The organism is Paludibacter propionicigenes WB4 (assembly GCF_000183135.1).
GTDB classification, from domain to species: domain Bacteria; phylum Bacteroidota; class Bacteroidia; order Bacteroidales; family Paludibacteraceae; genus Paludibacter; species Paludibacter propionicigenes.
On sequence record NC_014734.1, the window covers coordinates 3,214,304 to 3,227,658 of the forward strand.

Annotated in this window: 15 protein-coding genes and 1 other RNA gene; 3 read left to right on the forward strand and 13 right to left on the reverse strand. The window is 38.8% G+C overall.

The annotated features are described in order from the left end of the window. From PALPR_RS13310 to PALPR_RS13365, 12 genes are all read right to left on the reverse strand, one after another. Window positions 1–345, reverse strand: a complete 345-nt coding sequence (locus PALPR_RS13310; RefSeq protein WP_013446172.1) for a hypothetical protein — start codon at window positions 343–345, stop codon at window positions 1–3. 149 nt (window positions 346–494) lie between these two features. Continuing rightward, complete coding sequence (locus PALPR_RS13315; RefSeq protein WP_013446173.1) at window positions 495–773, reverse strand: YtxH domain-containing protein; 279 nt, start codon at window positions 771–773, stop codon at window positions 495–497. 224 nt (window positions 774–997) lie between these two features. Continuing rightward, window positions 998–1,630 (reverse strand): porin family protein, encoded by a 633-nt coding sequence (locus tag PALPR_RS13320; RefSeq protein ID WP_013446174.1) that lies wholly within the window; start codon window positions 1,628–1,630, stop codon window positions 998–1,000. A gap of 25 nt (window positions 1,631–1,655) precedes the next feature. Beyond that, window positions 1,656–2,051, reverse strand: coding sequence for a hypothetical protein (locus tag PALPR_RS13325; protein ID WP_013446175.1), 396 nt, complete (start codon window positions 2,049–2,051; stop codon window positions 1,656–1,658). Between the two features lie 60 nt (window positions 2,052–2,111). Then, window positions 2,112–2,651 carry a hypothetical protein gene (locus tag PALPR_RS13330; RefSeq protein ID WP_013446176.1) on the reverse strand — a complete coding sequence of 180 codons (540 nt, stop codon included), beginning with the start codon at window positions 2,649–2,651 and terminating at the stop codon, window positions 2,112–2,114. Between the two features lie 35 nt (window positions 2,652–2,686). After that, window positions 2,687–3,256 carry a hypothetical protein gene (locus PALPR_RS13335; RefSeq protein WP_013446177.1) on the reverse strand — a complete coding sequence of 190 codons (570 nt, stop codon included), beginning with the start codon at window positions 3,254–3,256 and terminating at the stop codon, window positions 2,687–2,689. 381 nt (window positions 3,257–3,637) lie between these two features. Next, window positions 3,638–4,033: a transfer-messenger RNA gene (gene ssrA, locus PALPR_RS15720) on the reverse strand. Window positions 4,034–4,205: 172 nt separating this feature from the next. Continuing rightward, window positions 4,206–5,072 carry a YkgJ family cysteine cluster protein gene (locus PALPR_RS13345; RefSeq protein WP_013446178.1) on the reverse strand — a complete coding sequence of 289 codons (867 nt, stop codon included), beginning with the start codon at window positions 5,070–5,072 and terminating at the stop codon, window positions 4,206–4,208. Between the two features lie 102 nt (window positions 5,073–5,174). Beyond that, window positions 5,175–6,695 (reverse strand): ribonuclease Y, encoded by a 1,521-nt coding sequence (gene rny / locus PALPR_RS13350; RefSeq protein ID WP_013446179.1) that lies wholly within the window; start codon window positions 6,693–6,695, stop codon window positions 5,175–5,177. 164 nt (window positions 6,696–6,859) lie between these two features. Further along, window positions 6,860–7,153, reverse strand: coding sequence for a cell division protein ZapA (locus tag PALPR_RS13355; protein WP_013446180.1), 294 nt, complete (start codon window positions 7,151–7,153; stop codon window positions 6,860–6,862). A gap of 5 nt (window positions 7,154–7,158) precedes the next feature. Beyond that, on the reverse strand, window positions 7,159–7,452 hold the full coding sequence (locus PALPR_RS13360; RefSeq protein WP_013446181.1) for a hypothetical protein: 294 nt from the start codon (window positions 7,450–7,452) through the stop codon (window positions 7,159–7,161). A gap of 103 nt (window positions 7,453–7,555) precedes the next feature. Next, entirely contained in the window at window positions 7,556–9,238 is a 1,683-nt protein-coding gene (locus PALPR_RS13365) for a SulP family inorganic anion transporter (RefSeq protein WP_013446182.1), read from the reverse strand. 222 nt (window positions 9,239–9,460) lie between these two features. Here PALPR_RS13365 and ispG point away from each other — a divergent pair, with 222 nt between their 5' ends. The 3 genes from ispG to PALPR_RS13380 all read left to right on the forward strand — a co-directional run bounded on the left by ispG (window position 9,461) and on the right by PALPR_RS13380 (window position 12,325). Further along, window positions 9,461–11,236, forward strand: a complete 1,776-nt coding sequence (gene ispG / locus PALPR_RS13370) for a (E)-4-hydroxy-3-methylbut-2-enyl-diphosphate synthase (RefSeq protein ID WP_041620979.1) — start codon at window positions 9,461–9,463, stop codon at window positions 11,234–11,236. A gap of 45 nt (window positions 11,237–11,281) precedes the next feature. Beyond that, the gene (locus PALPR_RS13375) at window positions 11,282–11,746 is read left to right on the forward strand and encodes a hypothetical protein (protein WP_148226485.1); all 465 of its coding nucleotides are present in this window, start codon (window positions 11,282–11,284) and stop codon (window positions 11,744–11,746) included. Between the two features lie 114 nt (window positions 11,747–11,860). Then, window positions 11,861–12,325 carry a hypothetical protein gene (locus tag PALPR_RS13380; protein WP_013446185.1) on the forward strand — a complete coding sequence of 155 codons (465 nt, stop codon included), beginning with the start codon at window positions 11,861–11,863 and terminating at the stop codon, window positions 12,323–12,325. A 62-nt stretch (window positions 12,326–12,387) separates the two neighbouring features. Here the strand turns inward: PALPR_RS13380 and PALPR_RS13385 are convergent, their stop codons facing one another. Next, window positions 12,388–13,161, reverse strand: coding sequence for a glycoside hydrolase family 25 protein (locus PALPR_RS13385; RefSeq protein ID WP_013446186.1), 774 nt, complete (start codon window positions 13,159–13,161; stop codon window positions 12,388–12,390). Between the last annotated feature and the right edge of the window lie 194 nt (window positions 13,162–13,355).

Sequence of the window (13,355 nt, forward strand, 5' to 3'; positions counted from 1 at the left end):
TTATTTTTTTAATACTTGTTTTATCATGTAATCGTATAAAATTCTCTTTAGCCACTTGCGCATAAAAAGATGCATGACAAAAGCTATCAATGCATAAAAAGCTGCTACAATAAAGAATCCGTAGAAGAGCTCACCCAAGATTTTTCCGAGCCAGAGAGCTAACCCTAAATTCGCAAACAAAAGAAAGGAGCAAAGAATAGCAGCTATTACCGTATTGGGTAGAAATGATGAAAGACCATCAGTGGTCTTATCTATTACCCGCAATTTTGTCAGTTCATAGCTTGTTTTACCGTAGTCTGTAATTTTTCCGAGCAATGATTCTATCATTTTTGTGTTGTCTTCCATAATTATGGTTTTCTTTTTAGAAGGCGGTTTTTTGATTACTCTGTAAAAAGGGATGATATCATTGAAGTCTGCTCCAAAAGAACCTAAGGCAGGCTAATTCTGGTGTAAATTATTTTTTTGGAGCAGACTCCTTTGAACAGATTTCAGAATCACTTTTTTGAAGCTTTCTGCTCTTTCTCTACCTCTTCAACTTTTGACTCTACGTCGTCAATCAAATCAGTAACATCATCTTTCACTTTCTCGAATCGTTCGGTGATGCTGTCAACAAAATCACTGAATTTGTCTTTCAATGCATCCACTTCGCGTTCACCTTTACGGAGAATTGACCTACGTGTTACTGCACCTTTTGCAGGGGCAAATAAGATTCCTAATAAAGCTCCGGTGGCTGCGCCGGCAATTACGCCTAATACTACTTTTCCTGTACTCATAATGTTTTAATTTTATATTGATTTATAGCTTGTTTGAATAGTACAAATGTATGCCTTTCAGACCTTTCTGAAGTTACACTATTATTGGTAATGCTTACATAATTCACACCTGAAGTCAGCTCGTTGGGAAGCAAAAAAATAACCCTTCTCTGTGTCTGACGACTAGAGAAGGGTTATAGAATTAGTTATCGAATTATACTAAATGTATTATCGATAAAGATTGGTTATAATCTGAAACCAACGGTAGCTTGAGCCCAAACGTTTTTGTAACGTGGAGTTGTTGAAGTTCCATCTCCATTGTTGTTGTACATATCCATCCCAATTCTGGCTCCCAGCACTAAATTATTGAGATTAAAATCTAATCCGCCTACCAGACACAAGGTATTCTTACGAACATTATCTGTGTCAAAATCCTGATTAACTTCAATGTTTGTAATCGGATTGGTGAGCTTGTCATTTTGTTTGATCAGGTACGAGTACTGTGGTCCCACAAGAATGGTTATCATTTCGCTTGGTTTAATGGCCAAAAATATCGGAACATCGATATAGTTTGTGGTACGTGTCAACTTAACATCAGCGCCCAACACACTACTTGTTGCTGTAAATCCTTTTTGCGAAAACAATACTTCAGGTTGAATACCCAGGTATGTACCGATTGGGATACTAAGGAAGACACCTGTTGCAAGGCCTATTTTGCCATCGGCATTGTATTTCTCGCCTTTTGTGTCATATATGTTTGAGTAATTACCACCGGCTTTTAACCCAATGTGTATTTGATCGCTCGAATTTGTATCCTGAGCATTCATTGTATTAGCCATGAAAATGCATGCTAATATTGTAAAAAGATTCTTTTTCATTTTGTTTTGTTTTTATTGTTTAATTCTAAAACTTTATGCGTGATATTTCTTCACCGGCAGGATACAGTACATCAGCCTGATCTTCGGCTGTGATAAAGATTTCTGTAAACTTAAACGGAGTTAATGTTTTAATTTCTGCTACTTTAGCATTTTTGTTTTTCAACTGTCCGATGTTTCTTGTTTCATTGTTTTCTAATACAATCCAGGCAACATACATTTTTCTGGGTGGACTTAGTCTTTCGGCAGAAGCTAAATTCTTTGCTTCTATTGTCAGAATTGTATTTCCGTTTCGGTCATGTTGTTTTTTTACTTCTATATTCGCAGCGGGTGTTACACTCGAAACTGGAAATTTAGAGACATTGGCGCATGACGACAGTACTAATACCATCGTTAAGAACATTACTTTTGATAGATTTTTCATTGTTTTTGTTTTTAATTTTTATTCATATTATGGTTTATTTATCGTTCACAGTTTCCTGTTTTAATGTATCGCTATACCAATGGTTGAAATCCCGGTTGATAAATCCAGAAATGCACCAATGTTTTTATTGAAATGATATTCTGCTCCTAAATGAAGGTCAAGATACAAAGGATCAACAGAATGATAATATGCTCTGTCACCCTTATAATTAGCATCCCAGCTTGTGTTCACAATGGATACTCCCAGTGATCCTGCTGTATAGAAATCCCAGTTTCTTCCGGCATGTAACAACTGATCTAAGTAGAGCGTACCCTTCAAACCAACCGGTGTAACTAATGCTCTGTAATTGTCGTCCGAGTAAGAATAGACGGTTATGAATGGAGCTAATGTGAAATTCTTAGCAACTCCAAATTCGTAATTGATATCAAAAACCGGTAATGTATGCCCATAATAGCCGTAATATCCGGAGTAACCGCCAATACCCAACCCGATGTTTAATGCGTGACCATATTCATCCGAATATGAAGTACGACGTTGAGCTGATAGATTAGTTGCTACAGTAAGTAGAACCAATGCGATAATAAGAGTTATTGTTTTCATTTCTATGTGTATTAATTGTTCGTTCTCTATGATTTTTATTTACGATTTCCGTTATCATGACCATCTCTCTTGTCATTACCACGTTCTTGTTTTTTTTCATTCCCATGTCCGCGACCTTTGTCGTTTCCCCGTTCCTGATTATTTTCTTTCATCCGGCTGTGTTCATTTCTTCTGCCATCGTATCTGTCTGGTTGAAAGTCATTATGTCTTTCATGACCATTGTTTCGTATACCAATATTCCGTTGTGGATTTCCACGGTAGCCACGAGCGTATTTCATCCGATGTTCCCTGAAATGAGAATAAGGTGAGTTGCCGCGATAGTCGTTCATAACTACTTTGTATCCTCCATACAAATCGTAATTTCGGTAGCGACCCGGTAAATGAGATCTATGAACCCATCTATTGCCCGATATGTAGATAAACATAGACGACCGAACATCATAATAGGCCTCTACATCAGGTAAATAATAATAGCGAACATCATTATATCCGGCTGGGCCCCATGCCGGTGGTGTGCCAATATGCAAGTTGACAGATAATTGGGCTTGAGTTGAGCCAACAAACATCAACAAAACTCCAAAGGCAAATAATTTTAATTGTTTCATTTTATTTTTGCTTTAAATATTGATTAATTTCTGTGTACAAAGGTGAGGTTTTAAAAAAACGAATGCGTTACATAATTATTGCCAAGAGTTGCAAGATTCACACATAGGCGGATTTTGAGGGTAATTGATATCCCTGTAGTATCATATTTTGTGCGGGAAGTATAGGAAAACTGAGAGATGTGATTTTAGGAATACGTTTTCGCAGTAATAAGGAATGTCAGTCATATACATTTTACTTACATTAGCAAGCTGGATGTAATTGGCTTTATAATAATCATTTATGTTATATGTCTGGAGAATGGTTTGCGAAATTATATGATGAAAAAACCCTGCAAAGTAAAACTTTGCAGGGTTTCATCTTTATGAATGATTTTTTTTATTTGGTGGAGCTGGAGGGAGTCGAACCCTCGTCCAAACAAGGAAATAATAAGCTTTCTACATGTTTATCTTCGCTTAGGTTTTCGTGCGTGGGCAAGACCGAAGCCACCAACCCGCGCCTTATCCTTTTTGTTTCATCACGCCTCCAAGGCTAAGCGTGACTATCCCCGATTTAGCTGCATTTCCATATCTTTAGCCTCGGAGCGACGGCCTTGGGGAAATGTCTCGTTCTGGTACCTTGTACCTGAATTAAGCTTATCTACTATGATTCGATTAAGCAGCAAGAGCGTAGTTATTTTCGCCAGTTATAATTTTGAGACCCTGGATTTACGAGCTGTTTTCTCAAAGCTCGACATGCTTACATATCAGTTCTACCTGCTGTCAAAACCAAACAGCCCCGGTTTTCATACAATACAATTTTAGATTATAAGTTGTATGCACAACTTCTGTGCAAAAGTACTACATTTTTAGCGATTTATCCGCATTTAAAGTGTAATTATCTTTAATTGGAGCAATGCTAAGCCAGTCATTAAACCCATACAGGCTCATAACCAATTTTTTAAATAGCTGATTATTCCTGTGCTCCATTGCTTTTGGCAATATCTATCCAGTGGCTTATCAGTGAACGCGGTTCTGCACCCACGGCAATAGCCAATAGTAAAGCAAGTGCCATGACCTGTATCGCAGCTTCCTGAAGTTCCTTCATGGTTTGAGCATTCCCGAATGTGGCTTGCAACTCTTCCTGAAGCAATATAATATGTTGCTCACAAAAGAGTTGTGGCCGCAGAATGTCGGGTTGTAAATTGGGGATAGTCAATAAATCGAGCCACTTTTCTCCCATTCTTTCGGCTAATTGTTCAGGCGTTTCATTCGCCATAACTCGCCATTGTTGTAAAGTCTTTTTATCGCCTGATGCTGCCAAGCCACTATCCAACAGCAACTCAAAAGCGATATCGGCCAATTGTTGCACTAACTCCAGATAAGTATTCTGAGCCACTTCCCATCTTTCTGTTTGTTGTCCAACCAGATATTCAGTTACACTGCAATAGGGTAAATTCAACACCTCATTGCATCCTTCCAAACAAGGAAACGTTCCACCCTGATGCATATAAACTGTTTCGCCGTTTTGAATTTGTCGTCCCAACGGGAAAAGACGACATGCAAGAGGACGGGCAATATGAATGCTACAGCCTGTTCCCTCTGCATACTGGGCACAAGCCTGTTTTCCGTTATATCCCACTGCACCATTAAACAACAACCGTACGCCACACCATTCAGTATAAGAGTTTCTGAATTCGCTGGCACTGATTTTCTTTTCGTAGGCCAGACAAGCTAGCTCCCATGGATTGAGCAATACCTTATTACCATGGCAGCAATTTCCAGCACGCGAACAGGTTAGTGGTAGTTCGTCGGATAGTTTTAGTATGGTGTTTTGCATTATATTTTGAATGATATTGATAAATGCCTGCTTAAATAAAAATCCGCAAAACAGATTGTATACTGTTTTACGGATTCTAAATTAATAGCGAGCGACTTGAAACTATTTTGCGTAACTTACTGCACGGGTTTCACGGATCACCGTGATTTTTACCTGACCCGGATAAGTCATTTCGTCTTGTATTTTCTTTGCTATGTCGAACGACAATAATTCGGTTTCTTTATCGTCAATCTTGTCAGCACCCACAATCACGCGCAATTCGCGACCTGCCTGAATAGCATAGGTTTTCAAAACGCCAGGATAAGACAATGCCAGATTTTCCAAATCATTCAGACGTTTGATATAGGCTTCTACGATTTCTCGACGTGCTCCCGGACGCGCTCCTGAGATAGCATCACACACCTGAACTATCGGTGCAATAAGCGTTTCCATTTCCACTTCGTCGTGGTGCGCACCTACTGCGTTACAAATGTCCGGTTTTTCTTTGTATTTTTCACACAAGCGCATACCAAGTATTGCGTGTGGCAATTCCGGTTCATCATCCGGCACTTTACCAATATCGTGTAAAAGTCCTGCTCTTTTAGCCTTTTTAGGATTTAAGCCTAGTTCAGAAGCCATAGTGGCACAAAGATTGGCTGTTTCACGAGCATGTTGCAGTAAATTCTGTCCGTACGATGAGCGGTATTTCATTTTACCAACCATACGAATCAATTCAGGGTGCAACCCGTGGATTCCCAGATCGATAGTAGTACGTTTTCCTATCTCCACTATTTCTTCTTCCACCTGCTTACGCACTTTGTTTACTACTTCTTCGATACGGGCAGGGTGAATGCGTCCATCGGTTACTAACTGGTGAAGTGATAATCGTGCAATCTCGCGACGAACAGGATCAAAGGCAGAAAGTACAATAGCTTCGGGGGTATCATCAACAATGATTTCAACACCTGTGGCAGCTTCCAAGGCGCGGATGTTACGTCCTTCACGACCAATAATGCGTCCTTTTATTTCATCAGATTCAATGTGGAATACGGTAACCGAGTTTTCTATAGCCGTTTCGGTAGCTACGCGCTGAATACTTTGAACAATGATTTTCTTAGCTTCTTTGTTGGCTGTCATTTTAGCTTCTTCCATGATGTCGTTTACATACGACATGGCTTCGGTTTTAGCTTCTTCTTTCAATGCCTCAATCAATCGTTCTTTGGCTTGATCGGCAGATAAACCGGAGATAGCTTCAAGTTCAGCTTGTGCTTGGTGTTGAAGGTGTTCCAGCTCTTTTTTCTTGTTTTCTATAGTTCCAAGTTGTAACTCAAAGTGTTCTTTTTGAGCTTCAACTTCATTTATTTTCCGTTGAACATCGCCTTGCTTTTGGTTCAGTTGCATTTCTTTTTGTTGAAGTCTTACTTCTACAGCCTGAATTTTGGCATTTCGCTCCTGAACTTGCTGTTCGTGTTCTACTTTTAGCGCTATGAATTTTTCTTTAGCTTCTATAAGTTTATTTTTCTTGAGCAGTTCAGCCTCTGCTGCTGCTTCCTGAATTGCTCGTTTATTGATAAAGCGAAACAGGACAAATGTCCCGCCGGCTCCGGCAATTAAAGCAATCAATCCGATTATTATGTTTTCCATTTTGAAAGTTTAATGTAAGTAATTTATTTGTAGTTAGTTTTATTAATTAGTTGATTTAGTTTACGGATACAAAAAACGCATTGACATTGAATCTGAATAATATCAATGATTTTGAAATTATCCCTAAACAACGTAATGCGGTAAAGTGTGTTTAAAAAAACGGTTTACTCTTTCGATAGTAGTGCTTCTAACTCTTTATCAAGAGCTTGAATCTTTTCGGCTAAAGGAACTATGTCATCTGCAAATTCTTGCTTTGATACCAAAACAGCTAATTGATACGCAACTAAAATGAGAATTTCTTCTGTCGGTCTTTGGCTGAATTTTTGCTGATATTCAGCAAGGTATTTTACCAGTAATTTTTCAGCTTTACGGTACAATTCCTCGTCTTTACGAGCAATACGTAGAGGTAGTCTTAAACCACCTACTTGCACATTTATTAAAAAAATATCGTCTTTCATAAGCTCTATTCATCTAAAAGAGCTAAACATTTATCAATTTCCCGCACCATTTTGGCTATTTTTTGCTTGGATTCTGTCTTCTCATTTTCAGATACACCCAAGTTTCTTGCCATTTTTAAATGGTCGTAATTTTTTCGAAGTTCTAAAACTTCCTGATGAGCAATCATTAAATCGGTTTGTTTTCGGTCTAAATCTGCTTTCAGTTGGGTATTTTGAATTTGCAATGACTTGTACTCCGAAATCAATTTTCGCAGTTTTATTTCAAATGCGTGTATAAGTTCTTCGTAACGGTTAGTCATTTTTCAAAAAAATCTATACAAAAATACGCTTTTGCTTTGAATTAGGAAAATAATTTACAATCTTTTTTAATAAGTTGGTTCTGCTGCGTATTATTCAGGTAGTTCAAATTTTATTATTTTTTACAATTTCATCGGCGCGCATCAATGCAGCATTGATATTACTGCATATATTTTCAGAGCCTAACAGTTTTTCTATGTTGTTTTTTATCAACACGGCATGCACATTTTCGTTTACACCAGATAACAAAACATGAATCTTATCTTTTTGTGCCGATTTTATTAAACTTTGCAGATTATGAGCTCCGGTTGAGTCCATAAACGGAACTTTTCGCATTCTGATAATCTGAACTTTCGGGCGGTCGCCAATGGTTTTCATTGTTTCTTCAAATTTATTGGCTACTCCAAAAAAGAATGGACCTTCAATTTCGTAAACTTCCACACCTTTGGGCAATGTTAGTTTTTCGGTGTCGGTACTGCCTTCTATAAAATCAGCTTCATGCACTTTTTCTTTAAAAATGGATATGGATGAAGTCTCTGAAATACGGCGAATGAATAAAACTGCTGCCATGAGCAAACCGATTTCGATGGCTATAGTCAAATCAAAAATCACGGTCAAACTGAAAGTTGTGATTAATACCAGTATTTCAGATTTGGTGTTCTTCAATAATCCTTTGAAAGTGCGCCATTCGCTCATATTATAAGCTACAATCACTAATACACCAGCCAGACAGGACATAGGGATATGCTTGGTGAGTCCACCCAAAAATAATAGTATCAGAGCCAGGACAACAGCATGAATAATGCCTGCTACTGGGGTTCTTCCGCCGTTGTTGATGTTTGTCATAGTTCGTGCTATAGCTCCGGTAGCCGGAATTCCGCCAAAGATAGGACTTACGATATTGGCAATTCCCTGAGCTATCAGCTCGGTGTTTGAATGATGTTTATCGCCAATTACACCATCGGCAACTGTGGCGGATAGCAACGATTCAATGGCTCCAAGCATGGCTATGGTAAATGCTGTGGGAAGTAAAGTCTGGATAGCTGCAAAATCTATTTTAGGTGCAGCAGGTCTTGGAAGTGATGGGTCTATCGTGAAACGGTCGCCAATGGTTTCTATCCCTGTAATGCCAAATTTGTTTTTCAAAAAATACACAATCAAAGTCATCAGCACTATGGCGATAAGTGAACCCGGTATTTTTTTTGAAAATCTGGGAGTGATAGCGATAATGACGATAGAGATTATTCCTACTCCCAGTGCCCAAAAGTTAATACTGTCGAAATGGTGCGAGTAGGTAATCCATTTGCCAATAAAGTCTCCCGGCACTTTGTCTATATGCAAGCCAAAAAGATCTTTTATTTGTGTGGCAAAAATAGTAAGAGCAATACCGCTGGTGAAACCTACTACCACGGGATATGGAATAAATTTTATTACGGTTCCTAATCTGAATATTCCCATGAGCACCAACATAACCCCGGCTATCATAGTGGCAATAGCTAATCCGGCGACACCAAACTGCTGAACAATGCCGTAAACAATAACGATAAAAGCTCCGGTAGGGCCGCCAATTTGCACTTTACTGCCGCCAAAGAAAGAGATAATGAATCCGGCAATTATAGCTGTAAATAGACCTTTTTCAGGGGTAACTCCCGATGCTATTCCGAAAGCAATAGCCAGTGGCAGTGCCACTATACCGACAATGACGCCGGCCATTAAATCAGCATAGAATTGTTCCTTTGAGTAATTCCTTAATGTGCTGAATAGTTTGGGTTGGAAAGAAATATTCATTCTCGTAGAATTTTTAAATCGCTTGCAAAGGTACTGCTTTTTAGCTAAAAGTGTGTTTGAAAATTGAACATCCGGACATTTTCAACTCAATTTTTCAACTTTTTGAATCTGTATGCGTTTCTATCTGCAAAAAGAGTAATTTTGTACTCATAAACTTTTCACTTTATAAATTACAAATCTGTTCGCTATGGGCGAACCTTATAAACATAGATGATGTGGAAAATCGATCAATTTAATTATAGTCGTCGTCCGTCGGACACGATTCAGATAGGAAAACTTTTGTTAGGTGGAAATCAGCCTGTGCGTGTACAATCTATGGCTAATACCGACACCAACGATGTTGAAAATTCGGTAGCGCAATGTTTGAGAATAGTAGAAGCCGGTGGTGAGATGGTTCGTTTCACAACTCAAGGCGTTCGTGAAGCGGAGAGTATTGGCAAAATTCACGAAGCTCTCCGTGATAAGGGTTGCGAAGTGCCTTTGGTGGCAGATATACATTTTAATGCCAATGCGGCTGATGTGGCTGCAACTAATGTAGAGAAAGTTCGTATTAATCCGGGTAATTATGTAGGAAGTATCAAGATTGGTGATACTTCAGATTATACTGCTGAGGAATTTGAGCTTGAATATCAGAAGATACGTGCCAGATTTATTCCTTTTCTGAATATCTGCAAAGCGAACAATACAGCCATTCGTATAGGAGTAAATCACGGTTCGTTGAGCGAGAGAATGATGAACAAATACGGAGATACTTCGCTTGGAATGGTGGAGTCTTGTATGGAATTCCTGAAGATATGCAACGAGGAGAACTTTAGTAATGTTGTGATTTCAATGAAAACATCGAACACCGTCATGATGGTGCACACTGTCCGATTGCTTGTTGATAGGATGGAGAAAGAAGGACTTCATTTCCCGTTGCATTTGGGTGTGACCGAGGCCGGCGATGGAGAAGACGGTCGTATTAAATCGGCGGTTGGTATTGGCGGTTTACTGGCCGATGGTATCGGAGATACGATTCGTGTTTCGCTGAGCGAAGAGCCTGAAGCTGAAATTCCTGTAGGACGATTATTGGTTTCGTACGTGGCAGGTAGAGGTAAGCAACAACCCATAGTGGCTACCGAGCATGTTTTGCATTCGCGTTTTGAATACAGCAGAAGAAAAACTCATGCTGTTGGAAATATCGGTGGTGATAATGTGCCGGTGGTAATAGCTCCGGCTAAAGGTGATTTTGTTACTGTGCCGGATTATATCTTGTCAGAGGGTAAAGTAGTAAGTGCCAATGGAGACCAATACTCGATTTATTCGCCCGAAACTATTGAAGAATTAAAAAAAGACACTGCCGATATAAAATTCCTCAAACTTACTTTTGGAGATCTTACTCCTAAAGTTATAGGTCTGATTACTGAAAAGCGCGATATTGTGATTTTGCTTCAAACCCAGCATACAAATGGCGTAGGTGAACAGCGGGCATTTTTTCATACTTTGCTAAATGCAGCATGCACTGTTCCTGTGGTTCTATGCCGAAATTATACCGAGGAAACCTTGCAATATCTTCAGATTAAATCAGCAGCCGATTTAGGTGTGTTGTTTATTGATGGATTTGGCGATGGTATTTTACTCGAAAATACCGGTGCGATTTCTGTTGAAGCTGTCAACTCAGTTGCCTTTGGTATTTTACAGGCTTCGCGGGTGCGCGTTACCAAAACCGAGTTTATTTCTTGCCCGGGTTGCGGACGTACCATGTTTAAGCTACAACACGTAATAGCCCGGGTCAAAGCTCAAACTTCGCATCTGAAAGGATTGAAAATCGGAATCATGGGATGTGTGGTAAATGGACCGGGTGAAATGGCTGATGCAGACTATGGTTACGTAGGTGCGGGGCGTGGAAAAGTTAGTCTTTACAAGAAAAAAGAATGCCTTGAACGCAATATACCCGAAGATGATGCCGTTAATAAATTGGTGGAACTAATAAAAGTAAATGGAGACTGGCATGATTAATGTCGTGTTTTGATAATAATTAAATAAATAATAAGTATGAAAAAAATGTTTTTTGCGCTAGCATTAGTGATGAGTACCGTAGGCACTTCATTTGGTCAAACAAATGGACAAACACTAGGACTCAGATTGGGTTACCCAACAGAGTTATCTTTCCAAACAGGTTTAACTAAATCCACCCGCTTAGAGTTAGGGTTAGGTATTCGTGATTATAGTTACGGTACCAATTTCTCTTTTTCAGGTGTACATCAATGGGTTTGGGATTTGTCATCATTATCTCCTGGTTTTAATTGGTATGCAGGCGTAGGTGGTCAGTTGGGTGTTTACTCTAATTCGAATAAATCTTATTATCCTCTTGCACTTTTAGGACAGATCGGTATTGAATACAATTTCAGAATTCCTTTGACTTTGTCGTTAGATTACAGACCTGCATTTCAACTTACAGGTATTTATGGTAGCGAGAATGCATTTATTGGAGATGGAATTTGCTTAGGCCTTAGATATCGTTTGTAAATAAAAGTTATTCAAAAAGTGAAACCTCAATTTTAGAGATTTCTCTTTTTGTTTATATGAATAGAGTTGAAACAAAAATAATTATCAAAAAGTTAACGAGTAATTTTGGAAAGTATGAAAAAATTTATTCTCACATTCGTGTTGACAGTAAGTATGATCGGCGCTCTTAGCGCACAGGTAAGCGGAAAAGCCATTGGGGTTCGGTTTGGTGGTTTTTCTGGTTACGGAGGTGAAATCTCGTATCAACATCCACTGAGTAATGCAAACAGGTTAGAAGTTGATTTAGGAGTTAATCATTATGGTTTTGGGCTTAGCGGAGTGTACCAATGGGTTTGGGATTTGTCCGAATTGTCCGATGGTTTTAACTGGTATGCCGGTGTAGGTGGAGGACTTGGCTCCTACAATTTTAATGATACTAACCGTAGTGTGGGAATCGGTGTTTTAGGTCAGGTAGGTATTGAGTATAATTTCAATATCCCATTGCAATTATCATTGGATTATCGTCCTGGAATTTATATTATGCCCAGCGTGTCCGGAATTTATGACGGAATTTGTTTGAGTGCACGTTTCAGGTTTTAATTAAAACGTTTTCATAACATAAAGAGGAGCTTCATTCAATGGAGCTCCTCTTTTGCTATTGGCTAAAACTTAAGCTTGTTATTGGTTGTGCGGTACAGCATTTCGTGCAGACTTGCTATAGGTCCATTAAACATATTCAGATCAACATATCCACGGATACCTTCGAGTTTGAGATGATCTGTAGTTTGCCAGAATGCCCAGTCACAGGTTGGTTTTTCTTGATAGTTTACAATCCACAGTTTACATTTCTCATTTAGATTTTCCTGCAAATAAAGCTTATAGAACCTGTAGTTGCAATATACAATCGGATAATGACCAAGCTTTTCGTAGATAGTGTTGATGAAATTCGTCAGTTCGGTGACTACAAAATCCTTTTTAGGCATTTTTTTTCTGAATTCAACATCCAAAACCGGCAATAAATCGCTGTCTTTGTGTTGCGCTACCGACAAAAAGTTATTTGCCTGCTCCTTTCCTCCACTTTTGAAAGAAAAGAAGTGGTATGATCCAACCAAAATTCTACGTTTTCTGGCTTCCGAATAGTTTGTCAGGTATTTTGTGTCTTGATTATTAATGCCTTCGGAAGCTTTGATAAACATGAAGTTCGGTTTTTGTTTTCCGAGCATTTCCCAGTCAATGTCGCTTTGATAATGCGAAACGTCTATTCCCCAAACGTTTTCCAGCGGGTTTATGTCGTTGAGCGTAATGGTGGGTTGTTGCACTCGCTGAACTCTGTGAATTGTCTTATGCTTCTTGTGGGTTTTATGTGTCCTTTTGGCAGATACAGCAAGAAGTGAGAATGTTATGATGAAAATTATTGAAATTAGGCGTTTTGGCATGTGTTTCTAGTGCTTTGTAAATGAGATTAATTCTAAGGAATATGAATCCGGGAATTGAGACAGCAAGATATTGATACTGTTTGTAATAAAAAAGTTAATTCGAGCTAAAGTTGATATTCTTTCGTTTTTTTCTCATTTATTGAGTTAACGGGTGTAAGATTAAATGAAACAGACGGAGCAACATCTAGTTGCTT